The following is a 20,828-nucleotide window of genomic DNA, read 5'->3' on the forward strand; positions in this document are numbered from 1 at the left end:
GCTCCCGAAGCTCATAGAAGGCACAAAAAGGCCAATACGGCGATCTGGCAGTTTGTGTAACGAGCCACGTGCGGGAGCGACGCGCGCGGGACAGCGTGCACACTGGGTCGGTGCGCATCACGTCCGCCCTCGTCGACCCGGCACTGCTCGACCTGCCGTGGTCGGTGCCGCTCGAGGATTGGCCCGCCGACCACCTGGTCGCGCTGCCGCAGGGCATCTCCCGCCACATCGTCCGCTTCGTCAAGCTGAACGAGACCGTGTACGCCCTCAAGGAGACCCGCGAGCGGATCGCCGAGAAGGAGTACGACCTGCTCCGCGCCCTGGAACGGATCGACTTCCCGGCGGTCGAGGCGGTGGCCATCGTCACCGATCGCCACGACGAGTCGGGCGAGCCGCTGGAAAGCGTGCTGATCACCCGGCACCTGCAGTTCTCGTTGCCGTACCGCGCGCTGTTCTCACACGTGTTGCGCCCCGAGACGATGAACCGCCTGCTCGACGCGCTGGCCGCGCTGATCGTCCGGATGCACCTGACCGGCTTCAGCTGGGGCGACTGCAGCCTGAGCAACACCCTGTTCCGCCGCGACGCGGGCGCCTTCGCGGCCTACCTGGTCGACGCCGAGACCGGCAACCTCTACCCGAAGCTGTCCGAGGGCCAGCGCAGCGAGGACATCGAGATCCTCCGCCTGAACATCTTCGGCGAATGCCTCGACCTGCAGGCGGCCGAGCTGCTGCACGAGTCGATCGACCCCGAGACGGTGGTCGACGACATCGTGTCCCGCTACGAGCGCCTGTGGCACGAGGTCACCTACGAGCAGGAGATCCCCCGCGACGCCCGGCACGACATCGAGGGCCGCATCCGCCGGCTCAACGAGCTGGGCTTCGACGTCGCCGAGGTGGCCATGTCCACGGTGGACGGCGGCTACCGGATCCGGCCCAAGGTGGTCGACGCCGGCTACCACACCCGGCGCCTGATCCGCCTGACCGGCCTCGACGCCGAAGAGAACCAGGCCCGCCAGCTGCTCAACAACCTCGACACCTACCGCGCCGAGAGCGACCTGATCGACGAGCAGCAGGCCGCCCACCGCTGGCTGACCGAGGTCTTCGAGCCGGTGGTCCGCGCCGTGCCGGCCAACCTGCGCCGCAAGCTCGAGCCGCAGGAGATCTTCTCCCAGATCATCCAGCACAAGTGGCTGCTCTCCGAACAGGCCGGCCGCGACGTCGGGATGGCCCCCACGGTGCAGAGCTACCTCACCGAGGTGCTGGTCAACAAGCCCGACGAGCAGGCCGTGCTCGGTGTCGAGGTCGGCTCGCTCGAGGACGCCCCCTCACTTCCGTAGCGATCACCGGCGGCGGTCATAGGGTGGCGCCATGCGGATCGAGCGGGTCGTGGATGTCGACGAGGTTCTGCGAGGTGGAGACCTCTTCGACGGGCCGCCGTGGCCCGACGCCACCCGGCGATTTCTGGAACAGCCCGGACACCATCTGCTGTTCGCCTACGACGAGGCGGGGCGGCCGGTGGGGATGATCTCGGGGGTGGAGACCACCCACCCGGACAAGGGAACCGAGATGTTCGTGTACGAGCTCGGCGTCGCGCCGGCCGCCCGGCTGCAAGGGGTCGGCACGGCGCTGGTCACGGCGCTGGCGAACCTGGCCCGGGAACGCGGGTGTTACGGCATGTGGGTCGGCACCGAGAGTGACAACGCCGCCGCCCAGGCCACCTACCGGAAGGCCGGCGCGGCCGAGGAGCAGCCGTTCCTGCTGCTCAACTGGGACCTGACATGACCGGCAGGAAGAAACCGACCTAACGGACGCCGCCCTTTAAAAAGTCACCAGCATAGTGAACATGCGTAGATGTAAATGTCTCAAGCTTGTCACGACTCCATCGACCATAGTGACTAGCTGAACGAAAGAGTCCGAGGATCGCTCGGGTACGCCCGCTAAACCCCTGGCGGGCGACCATGCTTCCGGAGGACCGTACGTGAGACATCGATCCGCCTGGAGCCGGCGCACCAGTGTCGCCGTGCTCGCGGTGGGGGTCGCCGTACTCGGCAACGCCCTTCCCGCCCAGGCCGCGCCCGCACCGACCGTGCCACCGGCCCAGGAGACACCGGGCGACACGCCCAAGGAATCGCCCGCCGCGACCCTCGGCGCGCACGACACCGACCTGCTGAACCAGGCCGAGACCAAGGGCGCCGCCGCCGTCACCGTGATCATCGCCGCCGACGAGGGCAAGACGGCCGAGGTGGCGGCCCAGGTGAAGAGCCTCGGCGGCAAGGTCGCCCGGCGCTTCGACCAGGTCGGCTACGTGCTGGCCCAGGTGCCGACCGGCAACGTGGTCAAGGTGGCCAAGCTGCCCGGCGTCACCGCGATCGACCTCGACGAACAGATCAAGCTGCCCGAGCCGCTCGAGCACAAGGGGAAGCGCGGCGCCAAGCAGACGACCACGCTGCCCGGCCCCGGGCGCCGCACGCCGGCGTCGAACCCGTACATGCCGACCAACGAGACCGGCTCGGTCAAGTTCAAGCGGCAGCACCCGGAGTGGGACGGCCGCGGCGTGACCATCGGTGTCATGGATTCCGGTGTGGCCCTGGACAACCCGGCGCTGCAGACCACCTCGACCGGCGAACGCAAGATCGTCGACTGGGTGACCGCCACCGACCCGCTGGTCGAGAACGACGCCACCTGGCGGGGCATGGTCAACCCGGCGCCGGCCACCGTGAAGGTGCCGGCCGGCTCCTACCTCTACAACACGTTCCGCGAGGCGATCACCGCGGCCAGCGACCCGGCCGGTGACGTCAACCGCGACGGCGACACCACCGATGTCTTCGGCATCCTCTACGACCCGGCGTCGCACGACATCCGGGTCGACACCAACCAGAACAACGACTTCACCGACGACGCCGTCATGCGGCCGTACAAGGAGAAGTACGACATCGGGTGGTTCGGCACGGACAACCCGGCCACCGCGGTCGCCGAGCGCATCCCGTTCGTCGTCGAGTTCCGTGAGGACGTCGACCTGGCCCCGCTCGGCCAGCCGGGCCGGCTGGTCGACTTCGTCAACATCGGCATCCCGGAGAGCCTGCACGGTTCGCACGTCGCCGGCATCCTGGCCGCGAACAACATGCTCGGCAACGACAACCTGGACGGTCAGGCGCCCGGCGCCAAGATCGTGTCGGCGCGGGCCTGCTCGTGGGGCGGCGGCTGCACCGCGGCCGCGCTGACCACCGGCATGATCGACCTGGTCGTGAACCGTGGCGTCGACGTGATCAACATGTCGATCGGCGGCCTGCCCGCGCTGAACGACGGCTCCGACGCCCGGGCCGGGCTCTACAACCGGCTGATCCGGGACTACAACGTCCAGCTGTTCATCTCGGCCGGCAACTCCGGCCCGGGCGTGAACACCATCGGCGACCCGTCCGTGGCCACCGACGTGGTCAGCGTGGCCGCCAGCATCAGCAAGGACACCTGGCTGTCCAACTACGGCTCGGTGGTCCGCAAGGACATGGCGATGTTCAACTTCTCCTCGCGCGGCCCGCGTGAGGACGGCGGTTTCAAGCCGAACATCGCCGCACCCGGCTCGGCGGTCTCCACCATCAACATGTGGCTGGACGAGCCGAGCATCGCCGAGGCCGGCTACACGCTGCCGATCGGCCTCAACCACCAGAACGGCACCTCGATGGCCTCGCCGCAGGCCACCGGCGCCGCGGCCCTGCTGCTCTCCGCGGCCAAGGCCTCGAACAAGCAGGTCACCTCGGCCCAGCTGCGCAAGGCGATATACACCTCGGCCCAGCCGATCAAGGGTGTCTCGGTGGCGGCGCAGGGCGACGGCCTGATGGAGGTCAACGGCGCGTGGAAGCTGCTGTCCAAGCCCATCGACACCATCGGGTACGAGTCCTCGGCGCCGGTCTGCACGCCGCTGTCCGGGTTCCTCACCCCGACCCCGAACCGCGGCGCCGGCATCCACAACCGGTGCGTCGCCGGTGACGGCGGCCAGGCGGCCGGCCAGACCCGCGTCTACAACGTGGAGATCAAGCGCACCAGCGGCTCGGCCAAGCCGGTCCGGCACAAGCTGACCTGGGTCGGCGACAAGGGCGCGTTCAAGTCGGCCGGCAACGTGCTGCTGCCGCTGAACCAGGCGGTCACCGTCTCGGTCATCGTCAACCCGAAGGACGGCCTGAACGCGGCCATCCTCAAGGTCGACGACCCGGCGACGTCGGTGGTCGACTACGAGATCCTGAACACGGTCGTCACCTCGGTCACCACGACGAAGCCGGCCTACGCGCTGAACGGCGAGGGCAAGGTGGACCGCAACTCGTCCGTCTCGTACTTCGTGGTCGTGCCCGAGGCCGCCACCTCGCTCCAGGTCGACCTGGCCGGGCTGAAGGGCGACTCGCAGACGCGGTTCATCGCGATCAACCCGAACGGCGTGCCGATGGACTCGACGTCCAGCCTGGAGTGCTACCCGAACTTCTCCGACCCGGCCACCTGCAAGCCGGACGAGCGCTCCTACGACGACCCGATCCCGGGCGTCTGGGAGATCGAGGTGGAGTCCCGGCGGACGTCGCCGTTCCTGCAGAACCCGTACCGGTTGACCGCCAAGGTGCAGGGCACCACGGTCGAGCCCGAGACGGTCACCCTGCCCAGCGTCACGGCCGGCACCCCGGCCCCGGTGACCTGGAAGGTCACCAACACCTTCGGGCCGTTCACGCTCTCCGCGCGGGGCGGTCCGCTGGGCAGCGCCAAGTCGGAGCGGCCGACCATCGCCGACGGTGACGGGCAGGAGTTCGAGGTGGCCGTCCCGGCGGGCGCGTCGCGGCTCGACGTGTCCATCGGCAACCCGTCCGACCCGGCGGCCGACCTCGACCTCGAGGTCTACTTCGGCGGCGTCCGGGTGGCGCTGCGGGCCGACGGCGACTCCGAGGAAGCGGTGTCGATCCCGTCGCCCGCGGCGGGCACGTACACCGTGGTGGTCGACGGCTACGCGGTTCCGGCCGGGACCACGCAGTACGACTACCTGGACGTGTTCTACAGCCCGGCGCTCGGCGCCCTGACCGTGCCGGCGACGGCGACGCCGCTGGCCAACGGCGAGTCGACGACCGTGACCGGGTCGGTGGTCGCCTCGGCGGCGCCGGCCGAGGGCCGGAACCTCTTCGGTGAGGCGGTCTTCGTGACCAGCCAGGGCGCGGTCGTCGGCCGCGGCACCGTTCAGATCGGGTCGGTCAGCTAGGCAATTCTCGGTAGGCGAGCGGGCCCGTCCTCAACGGTGAGGACGGGCCCGTTCGTGTCCGGCTCTTCTTCTACTTGAAGTCCGGGTCCTCGCCGGTGACCGGGCGTCCGTCCGAGAACGGGCGCTCCGACTCGTTGTCGATCGGCTCCTCGGCGAGGCGCTGCTGGTCGTCGCCCGGGCCCTGGGCGGCCGGGGCCGGGGTGTCGCTGCCCGGCTTGGTGGCCGGCGGGGTGTTGTCGTCCGGCTTGGTGGCCGGCTTGGTCGCCGCCGGGACGTCGGTGCCGCCCTGGGGCAGGCCGCTCACGTCGGCCGGGTCGTCGCCGACGGCCGCGGGCAGGGTGCGCGCCGGCTTCTCCGGCAGCAGGCCGCCGAGCAGCGGCAGATCGCTGCCGAGCAGCCGGGACTCCTGGGTGGCGACCGGGCGCTCACCGCCGGTCGCGCCGCCGCCAACGCCGCCTCCGCCGAGCAGCGGGAGGCCGCCGCCGTTCATCAGGTCGCCGACGACCGGCAGGCCACCGACGACCGGCAGACCGCCGCCGCCCGTGGAGATCCCGTTGTTCGGGCCGTCGGCTTTGTCCTCGGTGGCCTTGGCCGTGGACTTGGCCGGGGCCGCCCCGCCCGGCAGCTTCGGCGGCGTCACCGAGTTGGTGCCCGGCTTGAAGTCGACGATCGGCGCCTCACCGAGCGGATTGTCCAAAGTCATGCCGTCGCCCAGCGGGTTGAGGCCCCCGACCGACGGCTTCGCGCCACCCGTGGCCGGGTCGAGCATCCCGCCGACCTGGTCGACGACGGGCAGCGGCCGCTCATCCGCCTGCGCCGGGCCGGCGCCGAACAGGACGAGCCCTCCGGTCACCGCGGCGGCGATCAGGTACTTACGCATTCGGGTCCTCCGTATGTCAGCCTCACGGACAAAATGGCTCGGAAGGGGCAACGAGCGTCCGGCGCACCTGGTTCCGGTGATCGGCATGATTACGATCAGTCCGTGAGTGCCGATCAGCCGTCCGGAGCGTCACGGCGCGGGCTCATGTCCCGCCTCCAGCAACGCCTCACGAACGGCGCCGACGGGCGTCCACACTTCGTCATCTGCGGCAGCGACTCGCTGGTCTACACGCTCGCCGAGGAGCTCTCCAACGCCGGCCACCGGATCCGGATCACCCTGGTCGTGCCCCACCGGCTGCGGGCCAACGTCCCCGACCTGGGTGGGCTTCGAGGGGTACGCGTGGTGCGCGCCGACCGCCTCGACGAGAGCACGTTCCGCGCCGCGGGTCTGGCCGGCGCGGCGGCGCTGGCCCTGGTCATGCCCGACGACGTGATCAACCTTCATGCCGCCCTGTGCGCCCAGGCCGTCGAGCCCGACCTGCGGCTGGTGCTGCGGATGTTCAACACCGGTCTCGGGTACGGCGTCCGCAAGCTGTTCGACGACTGCGCCGTGCTCAGCGACGCCACCATGGCCGCGCCCGCGTTCGTCGCCGCCGCGCTGGGCGAGCCGGCGCCCACCCACTTCCGCCATGCCGGCCGGACGATGTACGTGGCCCGCCGGGCCGACGTACCGGAAGATCACGTGGTCTGCTCACTGACCTCGTCGGACGGATCGGGTCAGGTGGCCGTGCTGCCCGCCGACCCCGCCCCCGGCGAGGACCGGCCCACCGACCTGGTGCTCGCCGAAGCCTCCGGGCGGCCGGTCGGCCAGGCGGTGGCCGCCCGCAAGCTGGCCCGCTCGGCCCGCCGCCCGCGGCCGTTCCGGTCCACCGTCCGGGCCGTCCGCGCCGCGATGAACCGCAAGCTCGGCGTGGCCGTGCTCATCACGCTGGTGATCACCGTGCTGGCCGGCGCGGTGCTGGCGCGCACCGACAACGTGCCGGGCGGCTTCTGGACGTCGATGTACGTCACGCTGCTGACCGCGGTCGGATCGTCCGATGTGGAGGTCGAGCGCAACGGGATCGCGCAGGCCGCCCAGCTGATCCTGACGCTGGCCGGTGTCGCGCTGATCCCGCTGATCACGGCGGCGGTCGTCGAGGGCATGGTGAACGCCCGGCTGGAACTGGCCAACGGGCAGGTCCGCAGCGGGCACACCGACCACATCGTGCTGGTCGGCCTGGGCACGGTCGGTACGCGTACCCTCCGCCACCTGAACGACCTCGGCCTGGACGTGGTCGCCATCGACCGCGACCCGAACGCCCGCGGCGCCAAGGTCGCCCGTCAGCTCGGTGTCCCGTTCATCGTCGGCGACGCGGCCTCCGACGACACGCTCCGCCAGGCCCACATCGACACCGCGAAGGCGCTGGTCGTCGTCTCCACCGACGACGTCACCAACCTGCAGGCGGCGCTGAACGCCAGGGCCGCCCGGGCCGACATGCGCGTGGTGCTGCGCCTGTTCGACGACGACTTCGCGGGCCGGGTCCAGAAGGCCTTCAACATCAACATCTCGCGCAGCGTGTCCCGTCTCGTGGCCCCGGCCTTCGCCGCGTCCCTGCTCGACCGCGACGTGATCGTGACCATCCCGGTCGACCGGCACGCGCTGCTGGTGGCGGCCGTCCGGGTGCTGCCCGGGTCGCCCCTGGACGGCGCGGTGCTGCACCAGGCCGACCGCCCGCTGATGGTCCGGGTGATCGGCATGTCGGCGGCCGACTCGGAGTGGGTCGACTGGTCCCCCGACCGGCGCCGGGTGCTGGCGGCCGGCGATCGCGTGGTCGTGGTGGCCCGGCGGGCCGGCCTGCGGGCCCTGCTGGAACAGGCCACGCCACCGGTGGCGGAGGACCACGATGCGGCCTGACGAGACACCCTCTTCCTCCGCGACGCGGCCCATGTCGCCGGCACCTTCCGCTGAGCCCGGCCTCGTCGGCGTCGGCTACGAGGACCAGGCCATCGAGTCCTTTGTCGCCGGTCTGGTCGCGAGCGGCATCACCCGCGTGGTCGACGTGCGCCTCAACCCGGTCTCCCGCAAGCCCGGGTTCGGCCGGGCCGCCCTGTCCCAGGCGCTGGCCGAGCACGACATCGCCTACGAGCACCGGCCGGAACTGGGCAACCCGCGGGACAACCGGGAGGGCTTCGCCGATTCGCCGGCCCGGCAGGCCGCCTACGTCATGCTGCTCCGCGCCCCGGGTCCGGCCCGGGCCCTCGACGACCTCGCCCGGCTGGCCCGCAGGTCGCGCGTAGCCCTGCTGTGCTTCGAGGCCGACCAGAACCGGTGCCACCGCCGGCTCGTCCTCTCGGCCGTCGAGTCCGGTCTGCCCCGGCGGGCCGAGCCGGCCGACGAGCCTTTGGAGAGCCGTGACCTGGCGCTGGGGGCGGCGCTGGCCGCCTGGCGGGACGCCAACGCCGGCACCCTGGCCCTGGAGCTGCGCGGCCCGTTCGACGCCCCCGGCATGGACGCGACCTGGCTGCTCCGGATCACCGGCGTCACCCTGGAGGCCGACGTCGTCCTCCGGTACGGCCCGGTGGTCGACTTCACCATCGCGATCGGCCTCGAGCTCTACCTCGGCGGCGACCAGGGCACCACCCCCGATCGCCTGGTCGAGATGCTCGACCAGCTGTCCGCGGTGGACCGTGGCGCCCCGATACCGGCGTGGCTGATCCACGAGACGCGCTCTAGCTGACAGGGGAACACATGCCCGGGATCTCGGTGGTCAACTTCGTGACGCTGGACGGGGTCGTGCAGTCGGTGTTGTCGGCCGACGAGGACCGGGACGGCGGGTTCGAGCACGGCGGCTGGACCGAGCCCTACATGGACCCGGTCGTCGGGCGGGTGATGAGCGACGCGACCACCGGCGCCGGCGGGTTCCTCCTCGGCCGCCGGACCTATGACAATTTCGCCGCGAGCTGGTCGGGGGCCGATCAGAGCGAGCCGGCCGTGGCCGCGCTGAACCAGAAGCCCAAGTACGTCGTCTCCCGGACCCTCGACAGCGCCGGCTGGACGAACAGCCACGTCATCCGGGACGACGAGATCGGCCCGCTCGGCACGAGGGAGGACCTGGTCGTCTTCGGGAGCAGCGGGCTGATGCCGACGCTGCTCGCCAAGGACCTGATCGACCACTGCACGCTGCTGATGTTCCCGCTGGTGCTGGGCACCGGGAAGCGGATGTTCGCGGAGGGCGTGGCACCGGCGACGCTCGCCTGGGAGCACAGCGAGGTTTCCACCACCGGCGTGGTCATCCTTCGATACGGGCGCCCTTGACGCAACCCACTGGTTGCGATAACTTCAGTAGCAACCAAATGGTTGCTACTGAGGAGGCGTCATGGCATTCCCCGATCGGATCGAACGCCGGCTCGACCTGACCCAGCCACCCGAGCGGGTCTGGGCGGCCCTGACCACCGCCGAGGGTCTGGGCACCTGGTTCGGCAACAAGGCCCAGGTCGACCTGCGCGTCGGCGGTCAGGCCAAGCTCGCCTGGGACAGCGGCGACACCGCCACCCTCACCATCGAGCGGCTCGAGCCGCCGCGCGTGTTCGCCTACACCTGGCCGATCTACGGGCTGCCCGAAAGCGACCCGCGACGCACCTACGTCGAGTTCACGCTCGAGCCGGTCGGCGCCGGCACCACCCTCACCATGGTCGAGACCGGGTTCGGCCAGACCTCCGAGGCCGAACACCAGGTGGCCTGGCCCGGCAACAACACCGGCTGGACGAACGAGCTGGGCGAGCTGGGCGCGTACCTCGATGGCCAGGCCTGACCCCGAGGCGGTGGCGGCCGAGGTCTTCACCGCGCTGGCCGACCCGAGCCGGCGGGCGATCCTGGCGTCGCTCGCGGCCGGTGGCCCGGCCACCGCGACCGACCTCGCGGCGCGGCTGCCGATCACCCGCCAGGCCATCGCCAAACACCTCGCCCTGCTGACCGACGCGGGCCTGGTGGTGGCCGAGCCGGGCGAGCGGCGGCGGGTCCGCTACCGGCTCGATTCCGCGCCGATGCGGGTGGCCCAGCAGTTCCTCGGCGCGCTCGCCCGCGACTGGGACGGCCCGCTGGCCGCCCTCCGACAGACCCTCGAAGGAGAAGACGATGCTTGACCTGCTGCATGTGAAACTGGCCGACGACGCGACCCGGCGACACGTGCTGTCGGCCCGGCCCGACGCGCCGATCGTGCCCGAGCGCCCGCCGCGCCAACACGGGGTGGCCCTGCGCCGGGCGACCGTGACCGCCCTGCGCCGGCTCGCCGACCGGATCAGCCCGGACGCCGCGCCGGCGCGACGTCCGTACGCACCAGGAACGTGACCGTGCCGCCGTGCTCCTCGATCGCGGCCACCGCGTCGTCCGGGGCGACGGACGCGGTGGCCGGGCGCCTCCTCCACCTACGGCGCAAGGGCGGCGATCAGCAGGGCGCCGCCGACGCCCAGGTCGACCACGGCGCAGAACTCGGACCAGGGCCGGTCGACCACGCTGTTCCGGGCGAAGTGGTAGGCGTCCCAGGCGCCGTGGGCGAGCCAGCCCACGCCGGCCAACGCCAGGCCCAAGCCGGGCCGCACGGCCGAGCACATCATCGCGATCACGGCGAACACCACGAGCCCGCCGGTCTGCACGACGAACGTGCGGCGGTCGGTCCAGCGCCGCCGGATCACCGCCGCCAGCCACAGCAACAGCATCACGACGGCGAGCGTGACCGCCGGGTCGACGGTGTCCCGGAAGATCTGGGCGACCACGGTGACCGCCGTGATGATGACGAAGCCGGGCCACGCGAACCACGGGATGCCCACCGCGTACGCCAGGAGGTAGACGCCGCCCATCGCGGCGACCGCCGGGCCGAAGCTCTCCGCGTCGCGCGGCAGCACCAGCAGCCCGGCGACGATCGTGACCAGGCCCAGAGCCGTGGGCCAGCGGCGCAACAGAGTCATGGACCCATGGTCGGTACGCCGTGGCTCAGGCCGGGGAGGACGAGACGGACCCGTCCGGATTCCTGTTCTCCTGGGCCGAAACGTTGCGGTACCTCGACGGCGGCATCCCGTGCTCCAGGAGGAATGCCTGCCGCAGCGACTCGCCGGTGTGGAACCCGCACCGCCGCGCCACCGCCGCCACCGGAAGATCGGTCGAGGTGAGCAGGTGTGCGGCCGCCTCGGTCCGCGCGCGCCGGACGAACTGCGCGGGCGTCCGGCCGAGGTGCGCGCCAAAGAGCCGGGACAGGTGCCGTTCACTGACCCCGGCCAGGGCGGCCAGCGCCGGTGCGCTGAGGTCGTCGGCGAGGTGGCCGGCCACATGGTTGCGGACCCGGCGGACGACCAGGTCGTCGGTCGAGCAACGGCTGAGGAACATGCTCTGCTGGGCCTGCTCGCCGGGCCGCTGCAGATAGGTGACCGTGCCCAGGGCGACGCCGCGGGCCAGCGTCATCCCGTGATCTTCCTCGATGAACGACAGCGTGAGGTCGAGCGCGCTGGTCACGCCGCCCGAGGTGGCCACGTCGCCCGAACGGATGTAGATCGGCTCGGGATCCACCTCGACGGCCGGGTAGCTGCGGGCGAACTCCTCGGCGAACCGCCAGTGGGTGGTGGCGCGGCGACCGTCGAGGAGGCCGGCCTCGGCCAGAACGGTCGCCCCGGTGCAGACCGAGGCCACCCGGCGGGCGGTACGGGCGATCCGGCGTACGTGCCCGACCAGCACCGGACCGGCCGCCGCGGCCAGATGACCGAGCCCGCCCGAGACGATCAGCGTGTCCACCGGCTCGGTGTGACGCTCCAGGGTGGCCTGTGCCGCGAGGCTCAACCCCGAATCACAGCGAATGGCACGACCACCGGGGGTGGCCAGAATGACCCGATAAGCCGGTTGCGCCCCGATCAGATTGGCCATCGCCAGGCTGGACGTGACGCAGGCGATGTCCAGCAACTCGGCTCCGTCGTAGCCGACCACCAGCACCAGTCGCGCCCGCATAGAGCCCCCGGCCGGATTCGAACCGGCGACCTACCGCTTACAAGGCGGTTGCTCTGGCCAACTGAGCTACAGGGGCGCGCGCGAACAGCATAGCGGCTCTGCGTGACGGCCTCGAAACCGCAGGTCAGCCCGTCCGGACCTTGGCAAGAAGGTTAAAAACATTTAACGTGACGGTGTTCCATCCACTCGGATCGTCCGGCACGTTCCTGCCGGTGGAAAGGAAGTCGTTACTTCATGGCTACTGTCACGTACGAGAAAGCCTCCCGGATCTACCCGGGCTCCGAGCGCCCCGCGGTCAACGAGCTCAGCCTGGAGATCGGTGACGGCGAGTTCCTCGTCCTGGTCGGCCCCTCCGGTTGTGGCAAGTCGACCAGCCTGCGCATGCTCGCCGGCCTCGAAGATGTGGACCGCGGCCGCATCCTCATCCAGGGCAAGGACGTCACCAACCTGCCCCCGAAGTCCCGCGACATCGCGATGGTCTTCCAGAACTACGCCCTCTACCCGCACATGTCGGTGTACGAGAACATGGCGTTCGCCCTGAAGCTGCGCAAGACCCCCAAGCCCGAGATCGACCGCCGGGTGAAAGAGGCCGCGGCGCTGCTGCAGCTGGACGAGTACCTGGCCCGCAAGCCGAAGGCGCTCTCCGGTGGTCAGCGTCAGCGGGTCGCCATGGGCCGCGCGATCGTGCGTGAGCCGCAGGTGTTCCTCATGGACGAGCCGCTGTCGAACCTCGACGCCAAGCTCCGCGTCCAGACCCGCTCGCAGATCGCCACGCTGCAGGCCAAGCTCGGCATCACCACCGTCTACGTGACCCACGACCAGGTCGAGGCCATGACGATGGGCCACCGGGTGGCGGTCATGCTGGACGGCGTCCTGCAGCAGTGCGACACCCCGCGCGCCCTGTACGACACCCCCGGCAACGTCTTCGTGGCCGGCTTCATCGGCTCGCCGGCGATGAACATCAAGACCGTGGCGCTGACCGAGGCGGGCGCCTCGTTCGGCCCGCTGGCCCTCCCGCTCACCCGTGAGCAGGTCGCGGCGGCGCAGAGCGGCGGCGGCAAGGTGACCCTCGGCTTCCGGCCGGAGGCGACCGACATCGTCGCCGAGTCCGGTGGCGGTCTGCCGATCGTCGTCGACCTGGTCGAAGACCTCGGCTCGGACGCCAACGTCTACGGCCACGCGGCCATGGACGAGGGCTCGGAGCGCTTCGTGGTCCGCACCGACCGGCGAACCATGCCGAGCATGGGCGAGACGGTGTACATCAAGCCGCAGATCAACCAGGTGCACGCGTTCAACGCGACGAGCGGCGAGCGCATCTAGTTTCCGCTTCTGCTTCACGACGGCCCCGGCGCCTTCGCGCCGGGGCCGTTCGCTATCCGGCGAAGCGCTGCCAGGTCAGGTTCTTGTCGGCGACGCAGGCGATGACCTCGGTGTTCCAGGAGCACGAGGCGGTGCGTACGCCGCTCATCGGTCCCAGTTGCACGGGATCGTCGCCGAGGTGCCGCCCCGCGAGCGACGGGTCCTCGGGCGTGGTGGACAGCGTGCGGGAGAACAGCAGCACGTTGCCGCCGTCCAGCCGGCCGGCCGCACCGTCCGCGCTCCACCGCACCTTCCCGGCCGCGGCGTCGATGAACGTCACCTTGGTGGCCGACGAATCCTTCTGCGTGACCAGCGCGTTGTCGCCGACCGGGACGATCGACTCGGCGCCGGGCAGGGTCACCCGCCAGGTCTTGGCGCCGTCGGCCACCCGTACCCCCGCGACCTTGTTCTCCTTGCCGTCGTAGGCGAGCGACTCGATCCAGCAGACCTGCTCGGCGCCGCACGACGCCAGCGCGGTGATCTTGGCGCCGGCCGCGGCCTGGCCAAGCACCTTGGGACTGTCCAGCGTGGACAGGTCGAAGGCCAGCACCCGCTGGGTGGTGCCGGTCGTCTCGACGGCCACCACCCGGTTGTTGGTCACCGAGATCAGGCCGTCGGTGTCGGCGATGCCGGCCTTCGGCGCGACCACCACCCCGCCGTCCTCGGCGTCGACCACCCGGGCCGACCGGTCGGCGAACACCTGGAGCAGCCGGGTGTCGTCGTCGAGGTCGGCCGCGAACGCCGACCCGGACGGACGCGCCGGTCCGGACAGGTCGTCCGGGGTGAGGCTGCTGTAGAGGACCGGCACGGTCGACGAGTCACTGGCCGGGTCGGGCAGCTCCCAGGATTTGCCGCCGTCGCTGCGGCGCATGGCGACCAGCCGCTTGCCGGCGCTGTCGGTGAAGACGGCGTTCGGCCCGCTGAACCGCACACTGTCCGCGCGGGCCATCGTGTGCTGCCAGCGCACCTTCCCGGAGCCGCCGTCCAGCACCACCAGCCGCCGCTGATCCGAGCCGGAGTCCACCTCGGTGATCGCCGCGACGCCGTCCGGCAGCCCGACGATCTGCTCCCAGCCGGTGGCCACCCCCGCCTCGGTGCCGGCCCACAGCTGCTTGCCGGTGTCCGCCTCGGCCGCCACGACGCCGAGCGTCCCGTCGTCGTTCTCGGTCGCGTAGTAGACCCGGTTCCCCACGATCACCGAGTCGGTCAGATTGCTGCTGAACACCGTCGCCGCGTCCAGCGTCACGGCCGGCGTCCTACCCAGCGGCTGGAAGTCGATCGCCCGATACCCCGGCCAGAACGCCCACGCGAGCGCCGCCCCCACCCCCACCACCACAACCAGGGCGGAAGCGCCGATCAAGACCCACTTCCTCCGGTACGCAGGTGAGCGCTCCGTTCCACCGGCCTGCTCGGCCGACGCCAGCCACGGCTCGTTCGGCGCCCCGGCCATGGTGCGCGGTCCACCCGCCGCGCCCCCGCCTCCGGGCCCACCGTGCCCGCCTCCACCGCCGCTTGCTCCATCGCGCCCGCCGCCGGGTCCATGACCGCCTCCGCCGCCGGGCCCGCCACCCGTGCCACCGGGCCCGCCGTGGCCGCGCCCACCGTTTCCGCCGGCGCCGCCGCCGAAGTCGCCGCCGTAGGCCGGCGCTCCACCCGGCCCGAAAGCCGCGGCCTCCCCGGTCGCCCAGGGGTCGACGGGTTCCGCATACTCCTGCGGCGGCTCGCCACCGGCCGGACCCGTGGGCTGGGTAGGAATGGTCGCAGGCGTAGGCGTTGGCGTAGCCGCCTCGGCCACCCCACGCTGATACCGCAAAGCATCATCCGGAACCGGAGCCGCCGCCCCCCACTCACCGCCCTGGTCCATCCGGGTCCCGCCGGATTCGTCCGTTCCTGACCGATCTCCGGTGAGATCGTCCGGCGTCCAGGGCTGCGTGCCCGACGCGCTCTCCGCCGCCGCCGCGCCGGCCCGGGCGGCGGCCGCCGCCGCGATCGCCCCCTCGGCGACCGGCAGTTCCGGCTGTTCGAGAACGGTCGGCGCCACCCCCAGGTCGGCGTGCAGCAGCCGCGCCACCAACGGCACCCGCGACGACCCGCCGACCAGGAACAGCCCGGCCAGCTCCCCGGGCGTGAGCCCCGCCGCCCGGATCACCGCCCCGGCCTCGGTCACCCCACGCCGGATCAGCGGCCCGGCCGCGGCCTCCAGCTCATCCCGCGTGAGGTGCACGGCCTGCTCCACCCCGGGCACGGGCACCGGCGCCAGGGCGGAGCGCGACAACATCTCTTTGGCCCCGCGTACGTCTTCCCAGAACTGCCGCCGAGCCCGCCACTGCGCGAGCGTGCGTGGATCGGTCAGCGCGCCCCACGCCTCGGGCTCACCGCCCGCGAGCGACTTGCCCAGGTGGTCGACCAGCGCCGCGTCCAGGTCGAGCCCGCCGAGATCGTCGGCGCCCCCGGACGCCGCCACCTCGAAGCGGGGCCGGCCGTCCGGGCCGAGGCCTTCGTTGCGTACGACGGCCACATCGAGCGTGCCACCGCCGAAGTCGAACACCGCCAGCGCCGCGCCCACCGGCACCGGCCGGCGCAGCACGTCGGCGAAGTAGCGTGCCGCCGCCACCGGCTCGGGCACCAGCTCGGTCGCGGCCGGCCACCCGGCCCGCCCGAGCGCCTCCTGCAGCACGGCGCGACGCAAACGTCCCCAGGCGGCGGGGTAGGTGAGCACGGCCGGTGGCAGGAAGCCGGCCGTGGCGACGGCCTCCCGGGCCACCGCGCCCAGCAACGCCGCCAGCAGGTCGGCCACCGGCACGGTCACGTCGCCGAGCAGCACCCCGTCGTCGTCGATGCGCCGCTTGGGGTTGGGCTCGATTCGCGCCGGGTCGGCGTACCCCAGTCGCAAAGCGTCTCGCCCGACATGCAGCCGGCGCTCGCCGTCGAGGTGCACCGCCGAGGGCAGCAGCGGCTGGCCGTCGAAGAGCAGCGGCCGGGTCCGCCCGTCGGGCCAGCGCAGCATGGCGACGGTGTGCGACGTGCCAAGGTCGACGGCCAGCACAAAGCCGCCCCCGGGACCGGTCATCGTGCTGCCCCTCCGCCATCGGACACCCGGACCGCCATGTTACGGCCCCCGCACTACAGGCACACTCGGCCGCCCGGCCCACCACCAGCGAAAACGTGAGGCACGCTCAAGTCCTGGTCGCCTGCCTAGTTGAGCAGCACGACCTTGCCCCGCGCGTGGCGCGTCTCGAGCAAGGCGTGGGCCGCCGCGGCCGCCTCCAGCGGGAACGCCGCCGCCACCGGCACCCGGAGCCGCCCCTCCCCGGCCAACGCCACCGCCAGCGCCAAGCCGTGCAACGCCGGCCGGTCGGCGGCCCCCAACGCGGTGCCGGTCTCGTCGGCCGGCGCACCGTGCGACAGATGCACCCCGTGCGCGGCCGCGTCGAAGTCGGCGATGGTCACCACCCGGGACGGCGCCCCGGCCAGCGCGATCAGCGTCGGCAGATCCCCGCCGGCGCAGTCGAACACCGCGTCCACCCCGTCCGGCGCCAGCGCCCGGACCCGGTCGGCCAGCCCCGGCCCGTACGTCGTCGGCACCCCACCGAGCGACCGCAGCAGATCGTGGTTGTGCGGGCCGGCCGTGCCGATCACCCGAGCTCCCCGCGCCGCCGCCAGCTGAACCGCGACCGTGCCGACCCCGCCGGCCGCCCCCTGGATCAGCAGGGTCTGACCGGCCGTGACCCCGAGCAGGTCGAGCACCCGGGTCGAGGTCTCCACGTTGCCGGCCGCCCCGCCGGCCTCCTCCCAGCTCCACGCATCCGGCTTGGGCGCCCAGGCGTAGAGGACGGCATGGTCGGCGTTGGCCCCGTCGAAGAACGACGCCAGCCCGAACACCTCGTCCCCGATGCCGACGCCGGTGACACCGTCGCCGATCTCGTCGACCACACCGGCCGCGTCGACGCCGGTGCGGACCGGGAAGGTCGCCGGCACGGTGTCGCGGAGACGGCCGGAGCGGATGTAGGTCTCGCCGGGCGTGACCCCGGAGGCGCGTACGGCGATGCGGACGGTGCCGGGGCCGGCCTGCGGGGCGGGCACCTCGGCCACGGAAAGGACGTCGGGCGGGCCATATGCGGCGAATTGAACAGCTCTCATGCGCCGGACCGTAACGGAACACCCGATCCGCTTAGCTAAAGTGAGAACGGTGACGGAGGAACTGGTTCAGAAGCTGCGCTCGGACGCACGTGACAACCGCGACCGCATTCTCGCGGTCGCCCGCGAGGCGTTCGCCGTGGACGGGCTGGACGTGCCGGTGCGAGAGATCGCCCGGCGCGCCGAGGTCGGGGTGGCGACCGTCTACCGGCGCTTCCCGACCAAGGAGGCCCTGCTGTCGGCCGCGTTCACCGACCAGATGGCCGTCTGCGTCAACATCATCGACGAGGGTCTCGCCCACCCCGACCCGTGGCTGGGCTTCTGCCAGGTGATCGAGAACCTGCTCGCCGTGCACGCCCTCGACCGGGGTTTCGCCCGCGCGATGATCTCGCAGTTCCCGCGGCTGTTCGACTTCGCCGAGGCCCGCGACCGGTCGATGCGGACGCTGCTCCAGCTGATCCGGCGCGCGAAGGAGGCGGGCGGCCTGCGCACGGACGTCGTCCTCGAGGACGTGGTGCTCGCGATGATGGCGAACGACGGCATCCACGCCGAGTCGCCCGGGCTGCGGATCGCCGCCTCCCGGCGCTTCGCGGCGCTGATGATCCAGTCGTTCGCCGCGAAGCCCACCGCGGCGCCGCTCCCGCCGGCCGTCCGCCTGCCGCTCCTCACCCGGAACTAGGCGCCGTCCGTCCCCGGGACTAAGCGCCGTACGTACGCCGCCGATTCACCTCGGCCAGCGTGACCGCGGCGGCCACCGACGCGTTCAACGACTCCACCGTGGACGCCATCGGGATGCTCACCCGCAGGTCACAGGTCTCGCCGACCAGGCGGGACAGGCCGCGGCCCTCGGAGCCGACCACCACGAGCAGCGGCCCGACCGCGACCTCGAGCTGGTAGAGGTCGGTCTCGCCGTCGGCGTCGAGCCCGATCGCGGTGAAGCCGGCCTGCTGGCACGCCTTGACCGCCCGGGTCAGGTTGACCACCTGGGAGACCGGCACCCGGGCGGCCGCCCCGGCGCTGGTCCGCCACGCGGTCGGAGTGATGCCCGCGGCGCGGCGCTCGGTCATGAACACGCCGTGCCCGCCGAACGCCGCCACCGAACGGATGACCGCGCCCAGGTTGCGCGGGTCGGTCACGCCGTCGAGGGCGACCAGCAGCGGCGCCGTCTGTTCCAGCGCCGCGGCGATCAGGTCGTCGAGCTGCTCGTACGCGAACGGCGGCACCTGAAGCCCGATGCCCTGGTGGAGCACGCCACCGGTCATCCGGTCGAGCTCGTTGCGGCTGACCTCGAGGATCGGGATGCCCCGGTCGCCCGAGGTTCGGACGATCTCGTTGACCCGGTCGTCGATGTCGATGCCCTGGGCCACGTAGAGGGCGGTCGCGGGGATCGCCGCGCGCAGCGCCTCGACCACCGGGTTGCGGCCGAGCAGCAGCTCGGGCCCCTCCTTGGTGGGGTTGGACCGGCGGCCCGGCGCGACCCGGGGGCCGCCACGCGGGTTGGCCTTGCCGCGCTGGGGAGCCGGACGGCCGGCGCTGGAACCCCGGCCGCCGCCCTTGCCCCAGGTGGTGTCCTTGCTGCCGGGGACGCCGATCTTGGGCGCGCGTCCTTCGGCGGTCGCCGCGCGGCGTTCCTTGTCCTGCTTGCGCGCGGTCTTCGCGGGCAGGTCCTCGGTGCCGGAGTAGCCCTTGTGCCAGGGCCGCTCGTCGGCCGGCAGGGTGCGGCCGCGGCCCTTGAGGCCGCTGCGGTTCTTGCCGCCCGAGCCGGCCTGCGCCCCCTTCTTCGAGGTGACGCGACGGCTGCGGTTGGTGGAGTTTCCCGGCATCAGTGTTGCTCTCCCACGGTCCAGCGGGGCCCGGCCGGGGTGTCTTCCACCTGGATGCCCGCATGCTTCAACTGGTCACGGACCGCGTCGGCGGCGGCCCAGTCCTTGCGCGCCCGAGCCTGGGCACGTTGTTCGAGGGCGAGGTGCACGAGGGCGTCGACCACCGGCTTGAGGTCGTTGCCGCGGTCGCCACCGCCCCACGCCGGGTCGAGCGGGTCGAGGCCGAGCACCCCGAGCATGGCCCGCACGGCGGTGAGCGCGGCGCGGACGCCGGTCTCGTCGCCGGCGGCCAGGGCGGTGTTGCCCTCTCGGATGGTGTCGTGCACGACGGCCAGCGCGGCCGACGTGTTGAGGTCGTCGTTCATCGCCGCGGCGAAGTCGGGCGGCACGTCCTTCGGCCGGCCCGGCCCGACGATCTCGACGGCGCGCTGCACGAAGCCCTCGATCCGGCGGTAGGCCGTGGCCCCCTCGTGCAGCGCCTCGTCGGAGTAGTCGATGCGCGAGCGGTAGTGGGGCGTGCCGAGGTAGTAGCGCAACTCCACCGGCCGGATGCCCTGCGCGACGACCGACTGGAAGTCGATCACGTTGCCCAGCGACTTGCTCATCTTGGCCTCGCCGAGGTTGAGCAGCGCGTGGTGCACCCAGTAACGGGCGAACGGCAGCCCGGCCGCGTGCGACTGGGCGATCTCGTTCTCGTGGTGGGGGAACGTCAGGTCGAGCCCGCCGCCGTGGATGTCGAACTCGTCGCCGAGGTAGCGCCGGGCCATCGCCGAGCACTCGATGTGCCAGCCGGGGCGGCCGCGCCCCCACGGCGACGCCCAGGTGGCGTCGGCCGGCTCACCGGGCTTCGCCGCCTTCCACAGCGCGAAGTCGCGGTAGTCGTGCTTGTCCTTCTCGCCGCCGTCGGCCGGGGGACGCATGTCGTCCGGCTTCTGACCGGACAGGGCGCCGTAGCCCGCGAAGGACGGCACGTCGAAGTAGACGTCGCCGCAGCCGTTGTCGGACGGATAGGCGTGCTTGCGCTCGATCAGGTCGGTGATCAGCTCGTGCATCTCGGGCACATGCCCGGTGGCCAGCGGCTCGTAGGTCGGCGGCAGCACGTTGAGCGCGGCGTAGTCGTGGTCGAGGACCAGCTTGTTCTCGTACGCGATCGACCAGAACGGACGCTTCTGGGCGGCCGCCTTGTCGAGGATCTTGTCGTCGACGTCGGTGATGTTGCGGACGAAGGTGACCTCGTTGCCGGTGTGCAGCAGCCAGCGCCGTAACACGTCGTAGTTGACCGCGGACCGCAGGTGGCCGATGTGAGGCACCGACTGGACCGTGAGACCGCACAGGTAGATCCCGACCTGACCGGCTGTCTTCGGGACGAACTCCCGGACGGATCGGGTCGCGGTGTCATGGAGGCGGAGCGTCACCTGTCAAGGGTACCGAG

Annotated in this window: 18 protein-coding genes and 1 tRNA gene; 11 read left to right on the top strand and 8 right to left on the bottom strand. The window is 71.9% G+C overall.

Going from position 1 to position 20,828, the window contains the following annotated elements; translation table 11 throughout:
• The first annotated feature begins 110 nt into the window (after positions 1-110).
• From AB0M54_RS04120 to AB0M54_RS04130, 3 genes are all read left to right on the top strand, one after another.
• Positions 111-1,337, top strand: a complete 1,227-nt coding sequence (locus AB0M54_RS04120; protein ID WP_364313329.1) for a DUF4032 domain-containing protein — start codon at positions 111-113, stop codon at positions 1,335-1,337.
• A gap of 31 nt (positions 1,338-1,368) precedes the next feature.
• Positions 1,369-1,782, top strand: a complete 414-nt coding sequence (locus AB0M54_RS04125; protein ID WP_364313326.1) for a GNAT family N-acetyltransferase — start codon at positions 1,369-1,371, stop codon at positions 1,780-1,782.
• A 196-nt stretch (positions 1,783-1,978) separates the two neighbouring features.
• A complete protein-coding gene (locus AB0M54_RS04130; RefSeq protein WP_364468978.1) occupies positions 1,979-5,227 on the top strand; it encodes a S8 family serine peptidase in 3,249 nt (1,082 codons plus the stop codon).
• A 70-nt stretch (positions 5,228-5,297) separates the two neighbouring features.
• Here AB0M54_RS04130 and AB0M54_RS04135 read toward each other — a convergent pair whose 3' ends face one another.
• Positions 5,298-6,107 carry a hypothetical protein gene (locus tag AB0M54_RS04135; protein ID WP_364468980.1) on the bottom strand — a complete coding sequence of 270 codons (810 nt, stop codon included), beginning with the start codon at positions 6,105-6,107 and terminating at the stop codon, positions 5,298-5,300.
• 102 nt (positions 6,108-6,209) lie between these two features.
• Between AB0M54_RS04135 and AB0M54_RS04140 the strand changes: the two genes are divergently transcribed.
• From AB0M54_RS04140 to AB0M54_RS04165, 6 genes are all read left to right on the top strand, one after another.
• Positions 6,210-8,000 carry an NAD-binding protein gene (locus AB0M54_RS04140; RefSeq protein WP_364468982.1) on the top strand — a complete coding sequence of 597 codons (1,791 nt, stop codon included), beginning with the start codon at positions 6,210-6,212 and terminating at the stop codon, positions 7,998-8,000.
• 31 nt (positions 8,001-8,031) lie between these two features.
• Positions 8,032-8,823, top strand: coding sequence for a DUF488 domain-containing protein (locus AB0M54_RS04145; RefSeq protein ID WP_364468984.1), 792 nt, complete (start codon positions 8,032-8,034; stop codon positions 8,821-8,823).
• An 11-nt stretch (positions 8,824-8,834) separates the two neighbouring features.
• Entirely contained in the window at positions 8,835-9,401 is a 567-nt protein-coding gene (locus AB0M54_RS04150; RefSeq protein ID WP_364313314.1) for a dihydrofolate reductase family protein, read from the top strand.
• 61 nt (positions 9,402-9,462) lie between these two features.
• On the top strand, positions 9,463-9,897 hold the full coding sequence (locus tag AB0M54_RS04155) for an SRPBCC domain-containing protein (protein WP_364468986.1): 435 nt from the start codon (positions 9,463-9,465) through the stop codon (positions 9,895-9,897).
• Positions 9,884-10,228, top strand: coding sequence for a metalloregulator ArsR/SmtB family transcription factor (locus AB0M54_RS04160; protein ID WP_364468988.1), 345 nt, complete (start codon positions 9,884-9,886; stop codon positions 10,226-10,228). The genes AB0M54_RS04155 and AB0M54_RS04160 overlap by 14 nt, the downstream gene beginning before the upstream one ends.
• Positions 10,221-10,433 (top strand): hypothetical protein, encoded by a 213-nt coding sequence (locus AB0M54_RS04165; RefSeq protein WP_364313307.1) that lies wholly within the window; start codon positions 10,221-10,223, stop codon positions 10,431-10,433. The genes AB0M54_RS04160 and AB0M54_RS04165 overlap by 8 nt, the downstream gene beginning before the upstream one ends.
• Positions 10,434-10,510: 77 nt before the next feature.
• Here the strand turns inward: AB0M54_RS04165 and AB0M54_RS04170 are convergent, their stop codons facing one another.
• The 3 genes from AB0M54_RS04170 to AB0M54_RS04180 form a co-directional block, all read right to left on the bottom strand.
• Positions 10,511-11,050, bottom strand: coding sequence for a hypothetical protein (locus tag AB0M54_RS04170; RefSeq protein WP_364468990.1), 540 nt, complete (start codon positions 11,048-11,050; stop codon positions 10,511-10,513).
• Between the two features lie 25 nt (positions 11,051-11,075).
• Positions 11,076-12,077: a helix-turn-helix domain-containing protein gene (locus AB0M54_RS04175; RefSeq protein WP_364468992.1), complete on the bottom strand. Its 1,002-nt coding sequence runs from the start codon at positions 12,075-12,077 to the stop codon at positions 11,076-11,078.
• A 2-nt stretch (positions 12,078-12,079) separates the two neighbouring features.
• Positions 12,080-12,153: transfer RNA gene (locus AB0M54_RS04180), tRNA-Thr, on the bottom strand.
• Positions 12,154-12,311: 158 nt separating this feature from the next.
• Between AB0M54_RS04180 and ugpC the strand changes: the two genes are divergently transcribed.
• Positions 12,312-13,397, top strand: a complete 1,086-nt coding sequence (gene ugpC, locus AB0M54_RS04185) for a sn-glycerol-3-phosphate ABC transporter ATP-binding protein UgpC (RefSeq protein WP_364313298.1) — start codon at positions 12,312-12,314, stop codon at positions 13,395-13,397.
• Positions 13,398-13,449: 52 nt separating this feature from the next.
• Here the strand turns inward: ugpC and AB0M54_RS04190 are convergent, their stop codons facing one another.
• Positions 13,450-16,506 (bottom strand): Hsp70 family protein, encoded by a 3,057-nt coding sequence (locus AB0M54_RS04190; RefSeq protein ID WP_364468994.1) that lies wholly within the window; start codon positions 16,504-16,506, stop codon positions 13,450-13,452.
• Between the two features lie 125 nt (positions 16,507-16,631).
• Positions 16,632-17,576: an NADP-dependent oxidoreductase gene (locus AB0M54_RS04195; RefSeq protein WP_364313293.1), complete on the bottom strand. Its 945-nt coding sequence runs from the start codon at positions 17,574-17,576 to the stop codon at positions 16,632-16,634.
• A gap of 49 nt (positions 17,577-17,625) precedes the next feature.
• Here AB0M54_RS04195 and AB0M54_RS04200 point away from each other — a divergent pair, with 49 nt between their 5' ends.
• Positions 17,626-18,252: a helix-turn-helix domain-containing protein gene (locus AB0M54_RS04200; protein WP_364313291.1), complete on the top strand. Its 627-nt coding sequence runs from the start codon at positions 17,626-17,628 to the stop codon at positions 18,250-18,252.
• A gap of 19 nt (positions 18,253-18,271) precedes the next feature.
• On the opposite strand, the gene rlmB is transcribed toward AB0M54_RS04200, so the two are convergent.
• Together rlmB and cysS are read right to left on the bottom strand one after the other, a co-directional pair.
• A complete protein-coding gene (gene rlmB / locus AB0M54_RS04205; RefSeq protein ID WP_364313289.1) occupies positions 18,272-19,396 on the bottom strand; it encodes a 23S rRNA (guanosine(2251)-2'-O)-methyltransferase RlmB in 1,125 nt (374 codons plus the stop codon).
• On the bottom strand, positions 19,396-20,811 hold the full coding sequence (gene cysS, locus AB0M54_RS04210) for a cysteine--tRNA ligase (RefSeq protein ID WP_364313286.1): 1,416 nt from the start codon (positions 20,809-20,811) through the stop codon (positions 19,396-19,398). Before cysS ends, rlmB begins: the two co-directional genes overlap by 1 nt.
• Between the last annotated feature and the right edge of the window lie 17 nt (positions 20,812-20,828).

The sequence above is a fragment of the Actinoplanes sp. NPDC051470 genome (assembly GCF_040682035.1).
Classification (GTDB): Bacteria; Actinomycetota; Actinomycetes; order Mycobacteriales; family Micromonosporaceae; genus Actinoplanes.